We start from the raw sequence: 19463 nt of genomic DNA, 5'->3' as shown, positions 1-19463 counted from the left end.
CCGTCCGGGTCATCGCACCGCGCTGTCCACCGCCTGCCTGGTCTCGGCCATCAGCCTGGCGCTCGGAGGGTGCGCGAAGCCGGCCGACGATCCACGCAGCGCAGCGGTGGAAGCCGCCGGGCAACCGTCGGTGTCACCATCTGCACTTGACGCTCCATCGGCGTCCGCATCAGCTTCCACCTCCGCGGCGCCATCGGCACCTGCGTCGGGCTCCGCGCCCGCATCGACTTCGGGATCAGCCATCGCGCCGACCCCCTCAGCGCCGCCGGGCGTCTCCAAGGCCCCTGGTCCCATAGGTGGAGCGCCGGCGGGTGTCTCCAGCGGAAGCGTGTTCACCGGCCTTGCCTTCGACACGTGCACCGCCCCGCCACTGGCCACCATGAACGCCTGGCGCAGCACCTCCCCCTACGGAGCGATCGCCGTCTACGTCGGCGGCAAGAACCGCGGCTGCGCACAACCTCAGCTCACCGCGCCCTGGGTCAACGCGGTCACCGGCTCGGGCTGGAAGCTGGTGCCGCTGTATGTGGGCGCGCAGCCGCCGTGCCAGACCGGTGCCAGCCCCGAAAAGATCACCGCCGACACCGCAGTCGCGCTGGGGGCTGCGGACGGCGCCGACGCGGTCGGCAAGGCCTCGGCGCTCGGGATGCGCCCCGGCAGCACGCTCTACCTCGACATGGAGGCCTACAACACCGCCGACACCGCCTGCGCGGACGCGGTGCTCGCCTACACCCAGTCCTTCAACCGCGCGGTGAAAGCCCGCTCGTATCGGCCCGGCTTCTACGGCTTCGCCTCCTCCAGCGCCGCAGGCATCGCCAAGGCCGCCGAAGCAGGCGCCGCCGACCTCCCCGAAGCCCTGTGGTACGCCAAGTACGACGGCGCCGCCGATACCACCGGCAGCTTCCCGTACGGCGGCAGCCTGTTCGCCGGTCACCGCCGTGCCCACCAGTACCAGGTCAACCAACGCGAGACCTACGGCGGTGCCACCCTGACCGTCGACCGCAACGCCTGGGACGCCCCCGTCGCCGTCACCGGCTGACTTCCTTGCCCGCCCTGCCGCACTCAGTCCCATGGGCAGGGTAGTGAGTCCATCGCTGCGTCACAGCAACAGCAGGGCTGACAGGACGAGGCGCAGTCCGGGTTGACGGTCGAGCGATGTGAGTCGTTCGGCACCCAGGGCTTCGTTGACGTCGAGGCCCCAGCGTGGACGGGAACAGCGGGCACCGGATGCGCAGTGGCGCGCAACAGGTAGAGGCAGTGGAGCGGGCTGAGCGCACCAATCGTCCCCGAAACGTCGACGACTGTGGCACCACCTCGGTGCCGACCGGATGCTCGGAAAGACCGAAGGCTGACGCCGAACCAGCAAATCATCGCGGCATCGGACCAGACGGGCGAGCTGGTCAGATCGGTTGGTCGGGGTCGTCGAGCCAGGCGTGCCAGCCGGTCGGGGTGACGGTGAGTCCGGGCGCTCGACGCCGGGCTCGCCTGACAGCTGCCACCAGGTGAGGGTCCGTTCGAAGTCGTCCTACAGGCGGTGGTCGCCGTACTGGCGGACGCGCCCAGTCCTCGCCCTCCGGGTCCAGGTCCGGGCGCACACCGGTGCGGCGGAAGACCTCGTACTGCTCGGCCTCGCCGGCCACGCCGTAGGAGTCGCGCATCTACAGGTGCACCGCGGAGTAGCGGGCGGCGGCCAGCAGTTCAGAGAACGCCGTCACGCTCGGCACCGTCGAGTGCCTTCCTGATGATGTCCGCCATGTGCAGCGGGATGCGGGTCACGTTCTCGTGGTCGGGGGTGCCGAGGGAGTGGCCGGGCACCCACTCGGTGGTGCCGATCTCCACCTGGAGCTCGGCGCCGGGCTTGAGGCTCTGGACGACCAGCTCCTTGCGCTCGCCGTCCACCCACACCATCGGGCTCTCGTCCTTGCCGGTGTTGGGGTGCACTCCGGCGAACCGTAGCGTCATGGTGCCCTCCCGTACCAAAGTCTCTTGCGCGGCTTTGCGCGGCACCCCACCCGTGGGTGATGGCACGTCAAGAGCGTGGCGGCAGTCGGGCGGTACGTGCACTACAGCCAGGTCCGGCCCGGGACGAGTGGCAAAGCTGTCAGCTTTCAGTCTTTGTCAGGTTCCCCGACCATCCAACCGCTCACCGCCGTGATCGGGCCGCGCCACAGCGGCAGCGCCTGGGCGGTACGGCCTGCGCGATAGGTGACGTCGCGCAGGTGCAGGAAGCGACAGTCAGTGTCCTTTCGGCGGCGGCCTTCACCGGCGGCCTGGTCAAGGTGGCCGACCGCGTCCCGGACGACACGGCGAAGGGTGTCGTCGTGGTCGCCGAGCCGGCGCAGGTGCAAACGCTCCCACGTGTCGGTGGAAATCACCGTGCCGGTCACCAACGCGCCGTCCAGCACCAGGGTGACGGTGACGTCGCGGGCGTCGACATCCTGATGCTCGGCACCCAAGCGCAGGATTTCCAGGTGCGGATCGACGTGGTCGTTCCTCTGGAGCAGCATCCGCAGGGCCAGCGGTACCGCGTCTCGCCACGACACTGTCTTCTCCCCCTCGACGATGGGTCTCCCACGGTACGGGGCGGAGCGCGTCGAGCGCGACGTTCTGTCACATATGGCCGTATTCGCGGGACAGGTGGCGGACCCAGTGCCCACGCCACGAGGTGTCCGACACGGCTCCGAGGCGATGTGCGACGCGCCGACCCTGCCAGCGATGCATCAAATCCGATCAGACGCCACTATGGTGACGCTATGGCATCTCCATACTCTGGGGGAGAGCGGGAAAAGGTTGCGTCGAAGCTTCCGCCGACTCTCCGTCAAGCGCTGAAGACCCGGGCTGCGCAGCTCGGTATCGACATGCAGGTCGCGGTGACCGGGGCCGTCGAGCAGTGGTTGGCTCGCGAGGCCGGCCAGGATTCGGCTGTCGATACCTCAGGCGCCGACAGCTTCAACACCTGGCTACCGGTCGGTTTGTACGACACCTTCAAGTCCGAGTGCACGGTACGGGAGATCTCTTTCGTGCAGGGCCTGGGCCAGGCGATCAGCGCGTGGGTGGACTCCCACGGGGCGCCGCTGTCGGACCTTACGATCCCCCGCCTCACCCGGCGCTTCATCGTCTGCAACCAGAAGGGCGGTGTCGGGAAGACGACGGTCGCCGCCGGTCTCGCGCAGGCCATCGCGCTCGGCTTGCCCGCCACCACGGGCTCGTCGAAGCGGCCGGCCCTTCCCGGCCTTCGCACCCTGCTCGTGGACTACGACCCGCAGGGTCACCTCACCGAGCAATTGGGGTGCAAGCAGATCGCGCCGGGCACCGAGAGCCTGGTGACGCACATGGTCGAACGTGAGCGCGTTGTCGGCTCGTTGATGGACCACGTCGTCCCGATCGCTCCCGAGTTCTTCGAGGACCGGCTGTTTCTGCTGCCGTCCTCGTTCGAGGCATTTCTGCTGGACTCGAGGCTCGGCGGTGTCCGCGGCCCCCGGGAGGCTTTGCTGCAGCGAGCCCTGGCCCCCCTCGAAGAGCACTTCGACGTCATCGTCATCGACGCCCCGCCGAACCTCGGCCTGGCAATGGACGCCGGCATCTACTACGCGCACCGCCGCAAGAACGAACCGAAGGGCAACTCCGGGGTCGTCATCCCCGTCGAGGCCGAAGACTCCTCCGCGCACGCGTACATGATGCTCGAGAGCCAGATCAACACCGTCTCGCTCGACTACGAGGTCGACATCGACCGCCTCGGCCTGGTCGTCAACAAGTACGACGTCCGCAAGGGCTACGTGGTCATCAACGCCTTGCAGGAGTGGGAGGGCCTCCAGGACCCGCCGGTGCTCAGCATCCTGCCCGACCTGAAGGAACAACGTGAGGCCGTGCACCTGAAGCAGCCCCTGCTGCAGTACGCGCCGTCCTCCACCCAGGCGCAGCGTATGCGCGAGATCCGCAGGAGGCTCGGATGAGCATCGCCAAGAAGCTCGCCGGCGGCGGGTCCGCGTTCGGCAATCTCAACGCTTCCCGGGGCGGTGACATGGCGTCGGCCGCGGCCCGCAGTGAGGCCCTTGGCCGGCCCCGCAAGGCGTCCAGCGTCCCGCTGGCGGATGTCGTCTTCAACCCTCGCAACCATCGCAAGTCGTACAGCGAGGAGGCGATCGACGAGACTGCGGCGAGCATGCGGGAGATCGGGCAGATCACCGCCATCACCGTGGTGTCGAGGATGGCGTTCCTCGACGCCCACCCTGATGTGGCCGAAGAACGTCTCGGTGACGCGTCGTTCGTCGCCCTCGACGGCAACCGGCGCCTCCGGGCTGCCGCCCGCGCGGGACTCGAGCGGATCCGCGTCGACCTGCAGGACGACCTCGCGCTCACTGCTTCTGCGATGCTCGAAGCCGCGCTGATCGCCAACATCCACCGCGAGAACGTCCCGCCGGTCGAAGAAGCCGAGGCCATCCAGGAACTCCTCGACACCGTCTACGACGGCAATCAGGCCGCCGTAGCTAGGCGGCTCGGCAAGACCTCGGCCTGGGTCGGCCAGCGTATGGCGCTCCTTCACCTGGCTCCGGAGGTGAAGGAGATGGTCGAGGCAAAGGAGATTGGCGTCAAGGACGCCCGACGGCTCGGTGCCGCGACTCGGGCCGGCACCCTGTCGACCGACGAGCAGGTCGCTCAGGCCCGCGCGACCCGCGACAAGCCGAGGTTGGCCCGTCCTCGAACCGAGCCGCAGGTAAACCCGGTTTACACCACAGATGCGGCGGACTCCTCTTCAGCTGCTTCGGGTGTCGGGGTAAACCCGGTTTACCCCGACACCCAACTGCCGGCGGACCCGCCGTCCACGACGGCCGCCGGCGGCTCGAGTACCACGCTGCAGGACTCCGCCGGAGCCGGACCGCAGATGCTGACCCTGACGATCGAGCCGGTCGACCCGGAGGCGCTTGCCCGAAGCCTCCACTCGGCGTTGACCTCCCGTCAGGCTGCTGCAGTCGCGCGGGCACTGATCGAGCTCCTGGACTCCGCGCGCGGTACCGAGGCAGCGATGCAGCCGGTGTAAACCCGGTTTACCCACCATGAGCGCGCCCCCAAGGCTGTCTGGACGGGCCTGCACGTGTAAACCGGGTTTACACCTCCCTTCCGAGGGCCGGTTGCAAGGGCTGGCATCGGAGACTCAGCTGTCCTCATCGGGCAGCCCCTCATGGGTGCGAATCGGATAGTCCCGTTAAACACAGAGAGGCCCGTACCCAGCAATGCTTAGGTTCTAGGGGTCGTCGCAACACCGCTTGGTTTCAGACGGTGAGTAGATCACGTAGACGCTCGGCTGGGGTATCCCAGCCGAGCGTCTTGCGTGGGCGGCCGTTGAGTTCCTGGGCGACGTGTTCGAGGTCTTCGGGACCGTGAACGCTCAGTTCGGTGCCCTTCGGGAAGTACTGCCGCAGCAGTCCGTTGGTGTTCTCGTTCGAGCCGCGCTGCCAGGGCGAGGCCGGGTCGCAGAAGTAGACGGGCATGTCGGTGGCCATGCTGAACTGCTTGTGGCGTGCCATCTCGGCGCCCTGGTCCCAGGTGAGCGAGCCGCGCAGGTGGGCGGGCAGGGTCTGGACGGCGCGGACGAGCCCGTCGCGGACGGTCTCGGCGTCGTGGGTCTCGCCCGGCAGGTGGACCAGCATGGTGTAGCGGGTGCTGCGCTCGACCAGGGTGGCTATCGCGGAGCGCCCGCCCGCGCCGACGATCAGGTCGCCTTCCCAGTGGCCCGGCACGGCCCGGTCCTCGACGTCGGCGGGACGGTCGCTGATCATCACCATCGGGTCGACGAACCGGGAAGTGCGCCGCTCAGGGTGCCGGCGCGGCTTGCGGCGCGTGCGACCGGTGCGAACGGCCGCCTGGATCTCCCGCTTCAGGCCGCCGCGGGCCTGGCAGTACAACGCCTGGTAGATCGTTTCCACGCTCACCCGCATGCTCTGGTCGTCCGGATGGGTCTTGGCCAGAGCGTGGCAGATCTGTTCCGGGGACCAACGCCGGCGCAGGCCGTCCTGGACGAAGCCGCGCAGCGGACCTTCGCGCAGCAGCTTGCGCTCCTTCGGGCGAGGCCGGCGCGAGGCGGCGACCCTGTGCGCCGCGTAGGGGTGGTAGTCGGCGGCTGCCGAGTTGTTCCGCAGCTCGCGCGAGATGGTGCTGGCCGAGCGCCCCAGGGCCCGTCCGATGGCCCGCATCGACTGACCGGCGGCAAGCAGGTCGCGTATCCGCTCGCGCTCGGAGAGCGAGAGCAGCCTGGGGTGGAGCTTCTTCTCCAGGGACTTGAGGCTCACCGGCCTCGCCGGGACAGCGATGATCACGTCGGACATCGTGACGGTTCCCGTCGTGTAGTTCACACGCCGGCCGTCGGGGTAGAGCCGCGAGTTGCTGGACTTCCGGATGCCCCAGTCCCAATCCTGGGCTGTGCGAGGGTTCACCCCGACCCGCCTGGCCGCCTGCCGCCTGGAGACGCCCTCAGCCCGCAGCTTCACGTACTCCTCGCGCGCGGGATGTCCCAGGCGCTTGGTGCTCATGCCGGCCTTGCGAGCCAGCGTGAACGCCGTGTTCCGGTTCAGCCCCAGCTCGCGCGCTACGGGGGAAACACTCCCCACGGCATCAAGCCGTTCGAAGAACAGCTTCTTCAACTTCGGATCGAGCCTCTTGCCGCCCATGGTCCTCGCAACTCCCACAGATCGTGGGTGTTGCGAGGACCGCTAGAACCTAAGGGCGTCGACGCCGGAGGAAGCGGGCCCTTCTTGTGTGCCGGGTCACCAGGACGCGCCGCCGAATCAACGTCTCTACCGCTGTGCGCCCCCGTTCTCGGGTGTCAGGCAGCGGTGAGGAGCGCGGCTGCGGCGAGCGCGATCAGGGCCGCGATGGAGGTGTCGGAAGCCCAGCGCAGCAGGGTCATCTTGTAGCGGAAGATCGCGCCGAGGTCGGCGAGCCGGTGGAGCCGGCGGTCCTGGGCGAGGGCCGCGCGCAGCTGGTCGGGGTCGAGGTCGGCCCAGTAGGCGGGGGAGCTCCGGTGGGGGTCGTCGGGGGCTCGGACTTCGGCGCGGGGTCGGATGGCGAGGACGGCGAGGACGGTGGCGGCCAGGAGCAGCGCGGCGGCAGGGGCGATGACGGTGAGCCGGGCGCCGTGCGACTGGGCGAGGATAGCGACCGCCGCGGCGAGGACGCCGTCGAGGCCGAGCAGGACGCCCGATTTCTGGTCGACTCGCCCTACGTCTCCGACGGTGTGGGCGAGCGCTTCGGTGAGGTTCTGGTCGGTGCGGTCGGTGTCGGCTTGGGCGGCGCTGGTTTCGGTGGTGGTCACGGGCGTTCCCCTCGGGTGGTCACTCGTACGTCCAGGGCTGGGTGGTGTCGATGCGGCTGGTGTCGAGGGCGACGGCCAGGCCGTGGTGGTCGCTGGCGTCGGGCGGGGTGTCGAGCAGGGTGTAGGAGAGGACGGCGGGAGCGAGCGGGGTGGAGACCCAGAGCTGGTCGATCCGGTCGTCGTTGCCGGTGCGGCGGAGTAGGAGTTCGTCGCCGGTCTGCTGGTACAGGTGCCAGGCGGTGTCGGTGAGGCCGTTGGCGGCGAGTTTCCAGGCGATCCGGCGGTCCGGCACTGGGGCGGTCTTCTGGAGTGTCGGGTCGGTGAGCAGGGTTCGGGAGCCGCGGTTGTAGGGGCGCATGCGGTCCCAAGCCGGATCCGGGCCGGCGGCGGGCGGGTAGTTGATGTCGCCGCCGAGGATGCAGTAGGGCCCGTGCCGGTAGGTGCGGGAGGCGGCGAAGTCGGCTTCGGCGACGGCCCGGTCGGCGCTGTAGGGGGTGAGGTGGACGCTGGTCACGGCGAGCGGTGCGGGCAGGCCGGGAATCGTGAAGCCCGCGACGCCGAAGCCGTGGTGCGTCTCGGTGCCGGTGTAGTCGGTGTTCCAGGCGATGCGCCGGCCGAGGGTCTCGCGCCGGTAGCAGGGCGGTTCCGCGGCCGGAGCGGGACGGGGCGAGGAGTCCGTCCATGCCGAGGTCCTGCTCGGCGCGGACGAGCTGGCGGTGGCCGGCGTCGGCCCACCCTTCGGCTTTCTGGAGCAGCACCAGGTCCGGGTCGACGGCGGCGATGCGCTCGGCGAGGAGTGGCCAGCGGTCCTCCCGGTCGCCGCCTCCGTCGAGCAGGCCTCCGCGTTTGAGGTTCTGTACGGCAATGGTCAGGATCACAGCTCTCCCTCTCCTTATCTGTAGGACGTGGTGGGGGTGGTGCCCGCCCCTGTGCGGACCGGGGCGGGCACGGCTGGTCAGTGCGCGGTGTGCGGGTGGTGGTCCTTGGCGGGGTGGCGGTGGGAAAGCGCGTCGAGCGGGAGGCCGATGCCGTGGGCAACAGCGGCGAGGGCCTCGGCCCAGTTGCCGTTGAACGCGACCGCGCGGTCGTCGACGTACCGCGCGGCGCCCAGCTTCCGGTTCGTCACGAGCGCGAGGCCGCGCTCGAGCCAGTACGAGCAGTCCTGGGAGGTGTCGACGAGGGTGGGCAGTCCGCTGTGGCGGGTGACCCAGTCCGCGACGGCCGCCAGGTGGGAGTTGGGCCTGGCCGTGCACACGAAGACGGCGCGGTGGTCGGCGAGGAGGAGCAGGGCACCGATCGCGCCGGGGATCGGGTCGCCGTAGATGAGGCCGTTCTGCCATCCGCGGTCGTGGGCCACCAGGGTCTGGTCGAAGTCGATGCCCACGGCGTGCGAGGCGGGGGAGTCGGGGTGGAGGGGGATGACGGTCACGCGGTAGTCCTCCCGTAGCGGGTGTCGGCCGGGCGGCCGCGCCGCGCACCACTGCGCCCGCGGGCCGGGCCTGGATGGCTCGGCCGGCGGGCGCGGTGGTGGGTAGCGTCAGTGCCCGGGCTCCTCGTGCAGCTGGTGGCAGTGGCACGTCGGGGTGGGCTCCCAGCCGTCGGCGGTGCGTCGGCGGCTGGGTCCGGCGCCGGGGGTGCCGCTGCCGCCGCAAGTGGTGCAGCAGGCGTCGGCTCCGGGGTCGAGGGCCCACTCCAGGCCGCAGGAGCGGCAGCGGGCGCATTCCGCGTAGTCGTCGTGGGTTGCGCGGATCGGTTCGCTGTACTCCTCGGCGCCGGGTGTGTGGCAGCGCGGGCAGGTGATCGTGCACTGCGCGTGGGCGAGGGGCTCGGCGGCCGCGAGCGGCGTCTGGTGGTCGGTGGCCTCGATCGCGGCGGCGAGGGCGGCCGGGTCGTGCCGGGCGGGTTCGTGGCCGAGGCGGCGGTGGATGCGGGCGGGCAGCAGACGGAGCAGGCTCCGGCGCACGGGTTCCTCCAGGGAGAGGGTGTTGAACAGGTGGTGGTGTCCGGCCGGGCGGCCGCGCCGCGCACCACCGCGCCCGCCCGCCGTGCCTGGGTGGCGCGGCGGGCGGGCGCGGTGTGGGCAGCGTCAGTGCCCGGAGATGATCCGGCGGGCGTCGGCGAGGATCCGGGCGTGGTCGAACGCGAGCTGCTCGGGCGGGGAGTCGAGCGGGACCCACTGGACGGTGGCGGCGTCGTCCCCGGCGCGGGCCTCGGTGTGGGCGGGGACGCGGGCGAGGTAGGCGACGCCGACGTACCGGCCGCGCGGGTCGCGGTCGGGCTCGTCGTAGACGCCGATGAAGGCCAGGTCGGCGGGGGCGACCTGGACGCCGGTCTCCTCGTACAGCTCGCGGACGGCGGCGGCCAGGCCCGTCTCGCCGGCGTCGACGTGGCCGCCGGGCAGGGCCAGCAGGCCCTGGAACGGCGGGTGGCCGCGCTCGATCAGCAGCACGCGGCCGTCGGGATCCACGGCGGCGACGTCCGCGGTGTAGCGGATCGTCTCGGCCGCGCCGTGTCCGGTCTCGGCGGTGGCGGTGGAGGTGGTGGCGGTGGTGTCGGTCATGGGCTCGCTCTCCAGGTGGTGGCGGGGTGTCGGCCGGGCGGCCGCGCCGCGCACCACGGCACCCGCCCGCCGCACCTGGCGGGCAGCGGCGGGCGGGCGTCGTGGTGGGCAGCGTCAGTGCCCGGAGGGGGTCAGAAGTTCTGGAGTTCGGCGGTGCTCTCGTCGGCCGGCAGGGCGAGGGAGGCGGCCTCGGCGACGCGGGCACGGAACTGTTCGGACGCGGAGAGGGCGTCCAGCAGCGCCCGGTAGAGGGCGCGCTGGCGGGGGTCGTTCAGGTCCAGGTTGGTCTCGGACGCGGCCGCGACGCCGCGCAGGTAGACGACGATGTCGGCGCTCTCCTGGTGCAGGTCGAGCAGGCCGGGCTGGAACTCCAGCGGGCCGGTGAGCTTGCGCAGGGCGGCGCGGAGTTCGGTGTCGTGCCCGGCGCGGGCGCGGTCGAGGTTGGCTTCGATCGCGGCGGCGAGGGCGGCCGGGTCGTGCAGGGCGGGTTCGTAGCCGAGGCGGCGGACGATGCGGGCGGGCAGCAGGCGGAGCAGGCTCTGGCGCACGGGTTCCTCCAGGAAGAGGGTGTTGGACGAGGCGGGGTCGGCCGAGCGGCTCGGCGGCGGGGGTGGTGGGGGTCGTCCGGTCAGCGGCCGGGCTCGGAGGCGACCGGCGCGGGCAGGGCTGCGCAGTCCCGGGCGTGCTGGGCGGCCTCGATGCGGATCAGGTCGAGGTCCTGGGCGTGGGCGCCGCTTCCGGTGCGGCAGCCGCTGCAGCGCCACCAGGCCGGGCCGGGGGCGTGGGGGTGGTGGTCGGGCCACGGGTTCGCGCCGATGACGTCGATCTCCGCTCCGCCCCGGTTCTCCATGCGGATCCAGGCGTGCTCGGGTCCGCCGTCGGTGGGGGCGTCGGAGCGCAGCAGGATGTGGCCGGCGGCGGTGATGCGGATCTCGTGCTCGTCGGCCGCGTTGCGCAGCAGGACGCGCAGGGTGCCGCGGCCGCCGAAGACGTGACTGCCGTCGAGCTGGTGGATGGCGGTGTGGATCTCGTCGGGGGTGGTGCGGGACTGGCGCAGGGTGCGGGCGTAGGCGAGGTAGCGGAGCAGGACGTCGTAGGCCTCGTCGCGGTCGAGGTGGCCGGTGAAGCGGTCGGGTTCCAGGCCGGTGAAGAGCTGCTCGATGTCGGTTTCGGTGGTCCAGGTGCTGGCCATGCGGTTCTCCTGTCGATGGTGTCGGCCGGGCGGCCGGTCCCTGTCCCCGGGTGCGCCGCGCCCGCCCGGCCGGTGGTCGGCGGGGCGGGCGCGGGGTGCGGCGGGGGGCGGGGCCGATCGGAGGCGATCGGCTGGTGGGTGGTGGTTGACGTCCGGGCGGTCAGAGGGCGTGGTGCAGGGCGGGGGTGGTGGGCGCGGCGGGGCAGGCGGTGGTGCCGTCGGTGGTGCGCCAGGTCCGTTCGAAGTCGGTTTCGGTGGCGGCCCAGGCGAGTGGCTGGTCGCAGTGGAGGCAGCGGAATCCGCCGGCGGCGGGGCCGGGCACCTTGATGGCGGCCAGGGTCTGCAGGGGGCTCAGCCGGGGCCGCGAAGGCGGCACGGTGTGCACGGTCGTGGTCGGTGCCGCAGCGGTGGCCGGGCCGGTGGGGGTGTGGGCGGCGGCCAGGGCGGTGAGGGCTTCTTCGACGGCGGGGTTGAGGAGCAGGCGGATGCGGCGCTCGGTCGTCCGCCGGCGCTTCGCGTACGCGGCCGGGGCGAGGAACAGCCAGACGCCGGCGGTGACGGCGGCGGCCGCGGTGCGTTGGCTCTCGGGGCCGGCCTGCCAGGTCGCCGCGCAGGCGGCGGCTCCGAGGAGGGCCCAGGCGGCGCGGGCGGCGGTGGAGCCGCGCCGGGCCGCGGTGAACAGCACGAGCGTGAGGATCAGGGCGACGGCGCCGATCCGGCCGGGGGTGGCGGGCAGGCCGGATCCGTTCTGGCGCAGCCAGGCGGCGACGCCGTCGAGGGGGATGCGCAGGATGTCGCGGGTGCCGTCGGCGGTGTCGCTGTGCCACAGGTAGGCGATGGTGTGGATGCAGCCTCGGGCGAGGTTGGCGGCCGCGGCGGCGGCCAGGCGGACCGCGGTGGTGGTGAGGGTGATGGTCAGGGATGCGGCGAGGACGGCGGCGAGGGCGGTGGCGGTGATCTGTCCGGGCGCGCTGGGCGGGGCTGGTGCGGGTGCGCCAGGTGGTGGCGGCGCGGGCGCGCAGGGGTGCGGTGGCCTGCCAGGCGTTGGTGGTGGAGTCGAGCAGGCGCAGGGCGGCGTCGGTGACGCGGGTGGCGAGCACGGTGAATCGGGTCTCCGGTCGGGTCGGCGGCAGGACGGTCGGTGCGGGCGCCGCGGCGCCTTCTGGGGCCGGCGGTCCCGCCCCGGGCCGGGCCGTGGTGGCCGGGGCGGGGCGGGGCCGTCGGCCCTCGGAGGGGCCGGGAGCGGTCAGGTGGCGGAGGCGGTGGTGCGGGAGCGGAGGGCGTGGGGCAGGACGGTGGCGGTGCCGTCGGCGATGCGCTCGCGGAGCAGGGCTTCGGTGTGGCGGTCGGGGGTGCCGTGGACGGTGATGTCGCCGGCGAGGAGCTGCTCGCGCAGGCCGAGCGGCCACACGTCCAGGAGCACGGAGGTGGTGGCGACGGCGGTCTCGATCCCGAGGGGGCGGGTGGTGGTGGCGATCTCCTCGATCTGCCGGGCCCGGGCGGGCTGCCGGCGCAGGAGGTGGTCGGCCTCGTCGATGAGCAGCAGGACGCGCGGCTGGTCCTCGGTCGGGGTGTGGGCGGTGCGGCCCTGCTGCCGGCAGGCGGTGGCGCGCTGGCGGGCGAGGTCGAGGACCTGGTCGAGGAGCTGCTCGGCGAACAGGCCCCGGCGGACGATGGCGGAGGCGGCGGAGGCGATCACCGGCGCGGCCGGGGTGGGGGTGGTGGTGTTCATCGTGCTGTCCTTCCTGAAGATGGCGGAGACGGACGAAGCGGGTCAGCGGGCGTTGCGGCCGACCCGAGGTCGAGCGGGCCGGTGACGCAGTCGACGGACGGCGCGCCAGGGCGCAGCACAGCGGGGGCCGGTTCGGCTGCGGCGTGGGGGCTGGCGGGATTCCTGGCCGCTTGGATCACTCCAGCGGTGCGCCGGCCTCGAAGGCCTGCAGCAGCTGGTCCGCCGCGCTCTCCTCGAAGAAACGGGTCTCGCCCCAGGGCCGGCCGCTGTACTCGGAGGGCGCGTACTCCAGCGTCATCTCGCGCGGCTCCTCCTCGTCCAGGAAGTCCGCGTCGACCTCGCCGGCGTCGAACGCGAGGAGCAGGCCGGTGAGCTGGCCCAGGGTCAGCTTCCGCACGTCGCGGTAGTCGGAGCCGTCCTCGGTGGCGATGGTGAGGGTGACCTCGGTCAGGCTCTCGTCCCGGGCGGTAGTGGGGTCGGTGCTCTGGTCGGTGGCGATCACCGGCGCGGGCGCGGCCGGGGCGGTGGGGGTGGTGTTCATCGTGGTGTCCTTCCTGGAGGGTGCGAGCGGGGCGGGGTGGGTCAGCGGCCGGTGCGGGCCGGTTCGAGGCAGGCCGGGCCGGTGGCGGTGCCGTCGGCGATGCGCTCGCGGAGCAGGGCTTCGGTGTTCCGGTCGGGGGTGCCGTGGACGGTGATGTCGCCGGCGAGGAGCTGCTCGCGCAGACCGAGCGGCCACACGTCCAGGAGCACGGAGTTGGTGGCGACGGCGGTCTCGATCCCGAGGGGGCGGGTGGTGGCGGCGATCTCCTCGAGCTGCCGGGCCCGGGCGGGCTGCCGGCGCAGGAGGTGGTCGGCCTCGTCGATGAGCAGCAGGACGCGCGGCTGGTCCTCGGTCGGGGTATGGGCGGTGTGGCCCTGCTGCTGGCAGGCGGTGGCGCGCTGGCGGGCGAGGTCGAGGACCTGGTCGAGGAGCTGCTCGGCGGTCTCGGTGGTGGTGTGTCGGTCGGCGGCGGTGAGGTTGCCACGGCGGGCGGGTTCGATCGCCCAGGTGGTGACGGTGGAGTCGGTGGTGGCCTGGTCGATCAGCTGCTGGAGGGTGTGGGTCTTGCCGGAGCCGGTGGTGCCGACGAGCAGGTGAGTGTGGGCCATGGCGGGGTGTCTCCCTTGTGGGCATGGGTGAGGGGCCCTCGGCCGGGGTGGCCGGGGCCTGGATGCGGTGATGCGGGGCCCGCCGCCCCGCCCCGCCCGGCCGGGGCAGGGTGGGGCGGGTGGGCGGGTGGAGGGTGGGGTGCCCGGCTACGCCTCGACGGGCTGGGTGTCGAGGGTCTCGGTGTTCCCGGTGGTCAGGGGCAGGCCGTACTCGCCGGACACCTGCGGGTTGCGGACGACCGCGCCGCTCTTGGTGAGCTCGGTGAGCTTGTTCTCGACGGTCTTCTTGGCGACCTCGGTCATCGCGATGATCTGGTCGATGTGCAGGTAGGTGACGTCGAGGCCGGCCGGGTCGCGCCACTCGTCCAGGGCGGTGAGGATCTTCTCCTTCGCGGTGGGCTCCTTGACGAGCGCGGGCGCGGGCCCGGGCGTCCAAGGCGCCGCGGTGGTGCCGTCGCCGTCCTCGGCGGCGGGGCCGACGGGGACGGCGGCGATCAGGTCGCGGTCGTCCCAGCCGGGGAAGTCCGCCGGGTGGACGACGGCGTCCTCGTCCCAGAGGCCGGCGGCGGACTCCAGGATCCAGGCGCGCATCATCTCGGCCCGCTCGTCCGGGCCGACGACGTACCCGACGCCGAACGTGCGGGAGGGGTCGTCCTCGGGGACGTTCGGGTCGTAGACGAGGCTGTCGGTGCCGGTGCGCCAGTAGGCGGGGATCCGGCTCGGGTCGATGCCGTCGAAGCTGTCGGGCAGGTCGACGCGGTGCTTCTGCGCCCCGTCGGACCTCAACAGGACGAGGGCGCCGCCGTAGAAGATGTTGTCGCGGATCGACGTGTCGGAGCCCATCTTGTCGAGGTTGAGGATCTGCCCGCACAGCACCATGGCCATGCCGAGGGAGCGGCCCTGCTCGGCGATGGCCGCGACGATGAAGGCCGCCTCTTTCATGTACTCGCTCTTCTCGGACAGGAGCTGGGCGAACTCGTCCAGGACGACCGCGATGTACGGCATGGTGTCGGTCGCGGTGAAGTTCTTCATCCGCAACTGCTGCGACTGCTCGATGCGGTGCAGCAGAATCGCGTAGGCCAGGCGCAGGGCGCCCATCGCGCCGTCCTTGCCGGTGCCCGCGAACGCGGCCATGTCCTCCACGTCCGGGTTGGAGGAGCCCTTGGGGTCGGCGTAGACGATCGCGATCTTGTTGACGTGGTAGCTCAGGCACAGCAGCTGCAGGACGCCGCCCTTGCCGGAGCCGGTGACGCCGGCGACCAGGGCGTGGCGGGCGCCGCCTCGGGGGTCGAACAGCTGCAGGCGCGCGGGCCTGCCGCTGATGCCGAGGCCGAGCTGGACGAACCCGTTGCCGTTCGAGCGCAGTGCGTCGGGGCCGGGCAGCGGCTTACCTGCTTCCAGCGGGGAGTGGTCCATCAGCCGCAGGATCGCCCGGCGCGGGTCCTGGGTCGGCTCGACCGACACCAGCAGGGCGGTCCTGCGCAGGGCGCCGGCGATGCGGGCCATGTCCGGCATGGTGATCGCGTCGGTGTCCTCGTCCGCGACGATCCACGCCGCGACGCCGCCGGTGGCCGGGTCCTGCACCGCGCCTTCGAGGTGCGTGCCGGGCATGCACCCGGACCTGCTTCCGACGCGTTGGAGCCACAGCGTCTCCAGCGGCCCGTACTGCGCCTGCTCGGTGGCGGGCTGGACGGTGTGGACCAGGATCTGGCGGGCGGACTCGTGGGGGCCCTCCGTGATGCGGATCCACGCGGGCGGCAGCCGGTACACCCCGGAGACGGTCTCCGCGGTGACGGTGACCGGCCGGCCGGGCGCCGCCTCGATGATCCCCTCCCACGCCTGGGGGCCGTGGGCGGTCAGGTGGAGGTCCTGGCCGGGGTGGGTGCCCCGCTCACTGGAGATGTGCGCGAGCCAGCGCTCCAGCACCTCCCGCTGCGCCGGGGTGAGGGTGTCCTGCCCTCCCGGCTGCGGGGCCGGGGCCGGGGTGGCGGCGGCGCGGCGCGGGCGGCGGTTGCCGAGGACCTTGCGGAGCACGAACGCGACGTAGCAGCTCGCGCCCCACCAGGCGACGGACACCGCGCCGGGGAGCGAGGGCAGGGTCGTCCATCCGGCGAGCAGGGCGTCCGCGCCGGGCAGGCCCTGGAGGGTGACGGTGGCCGCGGCGGTGGCGGTGGCCACCGCCGAGACCAGCATCGGGGTCCTGTGGGCGGCGAGGATGTCGCCGCCCGGCACAGCGGCCAGTGTCCGCTCGGAGATGAGGCCGGCGTAGTTCGCGGCCGCGACCGCGGCCGGGGCCGCCAGCAGGCACGAGACGGTGCTGGCGGCCTGGTTGTCCAGGAACGGCAGGACCGCGGCGACCGCGGCCGGGGCGGCCGTCTCCACGACGGCCACCGCCCGCTCGACCGTCGGGCTGCGAACCGCCTGCTCGGCGGGAGAGGTGTCGGTGCTCATTGCGGTGTGCTCCTTACTCCTGGGCGTACCAGGTGCGGTCGGCCATCTGGACCGGTGCGTTGTCGACGGCCTGCTGAATGCCCTCGTGGAACCTGGCCGCTTCGCGACCGACGCGGTCGGCGGTCCGGGAGGTGGTGTCGGCGCGGTTGGCGTAGCCGGTCGCGCTCTCGCCCAGGCCCTTCATGGCCTGGGCGAGCTCGCGGGTCTCCGCGACGGTGGCGGCGTCGACGTTCAGCGACGCGATGTTGTCCGCGGTGCGGCCGACGTTCCTGGCCCCTTCGGCCAGGCGCGAGGCCAACACCTTCTGGTCGTCGGCGCCGCGCATGACGTCCCTGGCGAGCTTGACCACCTCCCGCTTCAACTCGCGGTAGGAGATGTCCGCCCTGCCGCTGCTGTTCTTGTTCGATGCGGGCACCGGTCAGCCTCCTTGCTGGTCCATGTAGAACGCCTTCTCGGCGGGGATGGTGAGCGGGCTGTCGGCGACGGCCTTGTAGATGCCGCCGTGCCGGCTGTCGGCGTTGACGACCAGCGCGGCAGCGGCCTCGGCGCCCTTGGCCGCGTAGCGCTCGGTCTGCTCGGCTTTCGTGCACAGCCTCCGGCACTCCGAGGACAGATGAGCCAGCGCCCAGACCAGGTCTTCGCCGCCCTTGACGGCCCGTGCCCGCTCGTGGAGCCTCTGCGCGGTGAGGGCGTGCTGGGTGGCCATGGCCACCGCGTCTTTGCTCTGCTCGGCGATCTTGACCAGGTCGGCGCCCCGCGTCCGCATCGTGTTCTCGAAGCCCTTGAGGGTGCGGACCTCGGTGCGCCCCAGCTCGCGCTCCTCGCCGTCGACGGTGAAGCGGACCGTGCTGGGGGTGACCTCGATGTCGTACGCGGGCGCGGCCCCGCCTGCAGTGCTCTGGTCGGGCATCGGGTCGTGCGACCTCCTGGGGGTGGCCGGACTGTCCGGCGAGGTGTGCGGGGTGGGCCGGACAGCGCCGGTCACGGCGGCGGCCGCGGCCTGATCAGGTGGCAGGGCTGCCTGGGCCAGGACGGTGGTGCTGGCCATCGGCTGAAGGCCGGCGCTCTTGCTGTCGGCCCCGCCCAGGCTCGTGCTGTCGGCCCCGCCCAGCGGGCGGTCCGCGGCGGGCTTCTCCATCTCGACCGCGCCCGGCCCGTCGCCGGACTTCGACGCCTTGGCCAGGTCGACGCCCGGCCGGGCGGCGGGCTTGGACGCCGCGTCGGCCTCCTTGCCGTCACCCGCCTTCAGCGGCTTGGTCAGATCGACACCCGACTTCGACGCCTTGGCCAGATCCACGCCCGCCTTCGGCTGCTGCGCCGCGTCGGTCTTGGCCTGGGCCGGGATGGTGGGCGGGATGGTGGGCTTGGGCGGGGTGGTGGGCTTGGGCGGCACCGCCGGCTTCTCCGCCCCGGCCTCCGGCCCGTCGCCCGGCTTCGGCTTCGGCTTCTTGGACAGGTCGACGCCCGGCCGGCCGCCGGGCTTGGACGCCGCGTCGGCCTCGGCCCGGGCCGGGATGGTCGGCGGAGTGGTGGGCTTGGGCGGCACCACCGGCTTCTCCGCCCCGGCCTCCGTGCCCGCCGTGTCCTTCCTCTGCAGGTCGGTGGTCGACCCGGCGGCCGGCGCCATCTCGGGCTTCGGCGGCTCCTTGGGCCGCTGGGCGTTGCGGACCTTGGCGTCGTCCATCCTCTTGCGCTCGGCCTCGTCGGCGGCCTGCCGGTCGGACCAGCCGTCCTTCACGCCGTCGCGGTAGGCCTGGGCCTGACCGACCACGCCGGCCGCACGCTTTCCGTCCCGGTACCCGGCTTCCCGGGCGGCCTGCGTACGGAGGTACTCGGCCCGCTCCCGTCCACCCGCCGCACTGGTGCCGGTGAGGTTCGCGCCGGGCTCGGCCTGCGCCTTCTTCTCCAGGTCGGCCTTGCTCCGGCCGCCCTGAGCGTCCTCCTCCTTCGCCGGCTTCTCCGCTTCGGCCCCGGCCCGGCCGGGCCCGCCCGGCTTGGAGGCGGGCACGCCGGCACCGGCCTGCCCGTCCGTGCCGTCCGGCCCCGGGCCCTTGGCTCGCTTGTCGCCCGACTCGTCCGAGGCGCTGTCCTTCCCGGCGCCCGAACCGGGCTGCGCCCCGTTCTTCCCCTCCCGGCCCGGCCCCTCCTTGCCGCTCTTGCCTTCGCCCGAGCCGCCCGAGTGCTTGGAGCCGCCCGAGCCGCCGGACGCCTTCGGCCCCTTGGAGTCGAAGTCCCCGGCCGTCCTGGCGTCCGCGCCGGCGCGGCCGTGCTCGGCGGTCTTGGCGGTCTTGGCGGTCTTGGAGGAGTGGTCCGCCTTGGCCGACTTGGTGTCGGACGTGGCGCCGGAGGTCTTGGCGTCCTTGGCGGCCGACGTCCTGGCGTCGCGGGTGTCGGCGCGCTTGGCGTCCGACGACGTCTTCGCGTCCGTACTGGCGGCCTTCTTCGACTCGTTGCTGCTCTTGCCGTGCTGCGCCGACGTCTTGTTGTTCAGGTCGGCGACCTTGGCGTCCCGGCTGCTCTTGGCGTCCTGGTTGGAGCGGTGCTGCGCGCTGTTCTCGCTCTTCGCCGTGCGGTCGGACTTGTTGGCGTTGGTGGTCTCGGTGGAGGTGCCGGAGACCCGGGTCTCCTTGACGTCGTGGTTGCGCTTGACGGTGGTGGCGGTGCCGGTGCGGCCCCAGCGCGCGGCGAGCGCCCGCACCAGCGCGGACAGCGGGCCCTCCGCGCTCGCGGCGCCGCTGCCGCTCTTGCTCGCGGCGTCGCCGCCCGCGGCCGTGTCCGGGCCGGCCTCGGCGGCCCGGCCGAGGGTCGCGGTGGAGCCGAGCGGGACCGGGCGGGCCGGGGCGACCGGGGCGAGCATCTGGGCGAGGGAACCGGGCGCGACCGGGTCCGGGGACGCCGGGGCGGGACCGGCCTGCGGGGCGTCGCCGGAGGGCTGCGCGGGGGGCTGGAAGGGGAGGTGGACGGTGGGCGGTGTGGTCGGAGCGGGCGGTGCGGGAGGCGTCGCCATCACCAAAATTCCTCACTGTAAGTGACCTCCCTCCCCCCTCCCTCCCCGGCCCGGAAGGAACTCCCC

20 protein-coding genes are annotated in these 19463 nt (G+C 72.6%); 3 read left to right on the top strand and 17 right to left on the bottom strand.

The features are described 5' to 3' along the window. The first annotated feature begins 379 nt into the window (after positions 1 to 379). Positions 380 to 1036 (top strand): DUF1906 domain-containing protein, encoded by a 657-nt coding sequence (locus ACI1MP_RS37735; RefSeq protein ID WP_404871020.1) that lies wholly within the window; start codon positions 380 to 382, stop codon positions 1034 to 1036. Positions 1037 to 1695: 659 nt separating this feature from the next. Here the strand turns inward: ACI1MP_RS37735 and ACI1MP_RS37730 are convergent. Next, a complete protein-coding gene (locus ACI1MP_RS37730) occupies positions 1696 to 1959 on the bottom strand; it encodes a hypothetical protein (RefSeq protein ID WP_404870992.1) in 264 nt (87 codons plus the stop codon). A 146-nt stretch (positions 1960 to 2105) separates the two neighbouring features. Continuing rightward, positions 2106 to 2540, bottom strand: coding sequence for a hypothetical protein (locus ACI1MP_RS37725; RefSeq protein WP_404870991.1), 435 nt, complete (start codon positions 2538 to 2540; stop codon positions 2106 to 2108). A gap of 315 nt (positions 2541 to 2855) precedes the next feature. On the opposite strand from ACI1MP_RS37725, the gene ACI1MP_RS37720 reads away from it, so the two are divergent. Further along, positions 2856 to 3950 carry a ParA family protein gene (locus ACI1MP_RS37720; RefSeq protein ID WP_404870990.1) on the top strand — a complete coding sequence of 365 codons (1095 nt, stop codon included), beginning with the start codon at positions 2856 to 2858 and terminating at the stop codon, positions 3948 to 3950. After that, complete coding sequence (locus ACI1MP_RS37715; protein ID WP_404870989.1) at positions 3947 to 5035, top strand: ParB/RepB/Spo0J family partition protein; 1089 nt, start codon at positions 3947 to 3949, stop codon at positions 5033 to 5035. The genes ACI1MP_RS37720 and ACI1MP_RS37715 overlap by 4 nt, the downstream gene beginning before the upstream one ends. A 232-nt stretch (positions 5036 to 5267) precedes the next feature. Here the strand turns inward: ACI1MP_RS37715 and ACI1MP_RS37710 are convergent, their stop codons facing one another. The 15 genes from ACI1MP_RS37710 to ACI1MP_RS37640 all read right to left on the bottom strand — a co-directional run bounded on the left by ACI1MP_RS37710 (position 5268) and on the right by ACI1MP_RS37640 (position 19397). Next, positions 5268 to 6482, bottom strand: a complete 1215-nt coding sequence (locus tag ACI1MP_RS37710) for an IS30 family transposase (protein WP_404871018.1) — start codon at positions 6480 to 6482, stop codon at positions 5268 to 5270. Between the two features lie 335 nt (positions 6483 to 6817). Beyond that, on the bottom strand, positions 6818 to 7306 hold the full coding sequence (locus ACI1MP_RS37705; RefSeq protein ID WP_189277932.1) for a Pycsar system effector family protein: 489 nt from the start codon (positions 7304 to 7306) through the stop codon (positions 6818 to 6820). Between the two features lie 19 nt (positions 7307 to 7325). Then, entirely contained in the window at positions 7326 to 8171 is an 846-nt protein-coding gene (locus tag ACI1MP_RS37700) for a hypothetical protein (protein ID WP_404870988.1), read from the bottom strand. A 90-nt stretch (positions 8172 to 8261) separates the two neighbouring features. Continuing rightward, complete coding sequence (locus ACI1MP_RS37695; protein WP_404870987.1) at positions 8262 to 8735, bottom strand: hypothetical protein; 474 nt, start codon at positions 8733 to 8735, stop codon at positions 8262 to 8264. Positions 8736 to 8843: 108 nt separating this feature from the next. Further along, positions 8844 to 9269, bottom strand: a complete 426-nt coding sequence (locus ACI1MP_RS37690; protein WP_404870986.1) for a hypothetical protein — start codon at positions 9267 to 9269, stop codon at positions 8844 to 8846. A 123-nt stretch (positions 9270 to 9392) separates the two neighbouring features. Continuing rightward, positions 9393 to 9866, bottom strand: coding sequence for an NUDIX domain-containing protein (locus ACI1MP_RS37685; RefSeq protein WP_404870985.1), 474 nt, complete (start codon positions 9864 to 9866; stop codon positions 9393 to 9395). 131 nt (positions 9867 to 9997) lie between these two features. Next, the gene (locus ACI1MP_RS37680) at positions 9998 to 10414 is read right to left on the bottom strand and encodes a hypothetical protein (RefSeq protein WP_404870984.1); all 417 of its coding nucleotides are present in this window, start codon (positions 10412 to 10414) and stop codon (positions 9998 to 10000) included. 80 nt (positions 10415 to 10494) lie between these two features. Further along, positions 10495 to 11058 (bottom strand): hypothetical protein, encoded by a 564-nt coding sequence (locus tag ACI1MP_RS37675; protein WP_404870983.1) that lies wholly within the window; start codon positions 11056 to 11058, stop codon positions 10495 to 10497. A gap of 160 nt (positions 11059 to 11218) precedes the next feature. Then, the gene (locus tag ACI1MP_RS37670) at positions 11219 to 11743 is read right to left on the bottom strand and encodes a hypothetical protein (RefSeq protein WP_404870982.1); all 525 of its coding nucleotides are present in this window, start codon (positions 11741 to 11743) and stop codon (positions 11219 to 11221) included. 561 nt (positions 11744 to 12304) lie between these two features. Beyond that, a complete protein-coding gene (locus ACI1MP_RS37665; protein ID WP_404870981.1) occupies positions 12305 to 12790 on the bottom strand; it encodes a hypothetical protein in 486 nt (161 codons plus the stop codon). A 175-nt stretch (positions 12791 to 12965) separates the two neighbouring features. After that, positions 12966 to 13331 (bottom strand): hypothetical protein, encoded by a 366-nt coding sequence (locus ACI1MP_RS37660; protein WP_189277907.1) that lies wholly within the window; start codon positions 13329 to 13331, stop codon positions 12966 to 12968. Between the two features lie 41 nt (positions 13332 to 13372). Then, on the bottom strand, positions 13373 to 13939 hold the full coding sequence (locus ACI1MP_RS37655) for an ATP-binding protein (protein WP_404870980.1): 567 nt from the start codon (positions 13937 to 13939) through the stop codon (positions 13373 to 13375). 147 nt (positions 13940 to 14086) lie between these two features. Further along, entirely contained in the window at positions 14087 to 16390 is a 2304-nt protein-coding gene (locus ACI1MP_RS37650) for a hypothetical protein (protein WP_404870979.1), read from the bottom strand. Positions 16391 to 16403: 13 nt separating this feature from the next. Further along, positions 16404 to 16805, bottom strand: a complete 402-nt coding sequence (locus ACI1MP_RS37645; protein ID WP_404870978.1) for a hypothetical protein — start codon at positions 16803 to 16805, stop codon at positions 16404 to 16406. 3 nt (positions 16806 to 16808) lie between these two features. Next, complete coding sequence (locus ACI1MP_RS37640) at positions 16809 to 19397, bottom strand: hypothetical protein (protein WP_404870977.1); 2589 nt, start codon at positions 19395 to 19397, stop codon at positions 16809 to 16811. Positions 19398 to 19463: the final 66 nt, after the last annotated feature.

This window comes from Kitasatospora griseola, from assembly GCF_044999035.1.
GTDB classification, from domain to species: Bacteria; Actinomycetota; Actinomycetes; order Streptomycetales; family Streptomycetaceae; genus Kitasatospora; species Kitasatospora griseola.
This window is presented reverse-complemented; position numbering and strand designations above follow the sequence as displayed.

Bases quoted from the DNA above. Each gene is read 5' to 3' on its own strand.
- ACI1MP_RS37735 (WP_404871020.1), top strand. From the start codon at position 380: ATGAACGCCTGGCGCAGCACCTCCCCCTACGGAGCGATCGCCGTCTAC.
- ACI1MP_RS37730 (WP_404870992.1), bottom strand. From the start codon at position 1,959: ATGACGCTACGGTTCGCCGGAGTGCACCCCAACACCGGCAAGGACGAG.
- ACI1MP_RS37720 (WP_404870990.1), top strand. From the start codon at position 2,856: ATGCAGGTCGCGGTGACCGGGGCCGTCGAGCAGTGGTTGGCTCGCGAG.
- ACI1MP_RS37715 (WP_404870989.1), top strand. From the start codon at position 3,947: ATGAGCATCGCCAAGAAGCTCGCCGGCGGCGGGTCCGCGTTCGGCAAT.
- ACI1MP_RS37685 (WP_404870985.1), bottom strand. From the start codon at position 9,866: ATGACCGACACCACCGCCACCACCTCCACCGCCACCGCCGAGACCGGA.
- ACI1MP_RS37675 (WP_404870983.1), bottom strand. From the start codon at position 11,058: ATGGCCAGCACCTGGACCACCGAAACCGACATCGAGCAGCTCTTCACC.
- ACI1MP_RS37665 (WP_404870981.1), bottom strand. From the start codon at position 12,790: ATGAACACCACCACCCCCACCCCGGCCGCGCCGGTGATCGCCTCCGCC.
- ACI1MP_RS37660 (WP_189277907.1), bottom strand. From the start codon at position 13,331: ATGAACACCACCCCCACCGCCCCGGCCGCGCCCGCGCCGGTGATCGCC.
- ACI1MP_RS37655 (WP_404870980.1), bottom strand. From the start codon at position 13,939: ATGGCCCACACTCACCTGCTCGTCGGCACCACCGGCTCCGGCAAGACC.
- ACI1MP_RS37650 (WP_404870979.1), bottom strand. From the start codon at position 16,390: ATGAGCACCGACACCTCTCCCGCCGAGCAGGCGGTTCGCAGCCCGACG.
- ACI1MP_RS37640 (WP_404870977.1), bottom strand. From the start codon at position 19,397: ATGGCGACGCCTCCCGCACCGCCCGCTCCGACCACACCGCCCACCGTC.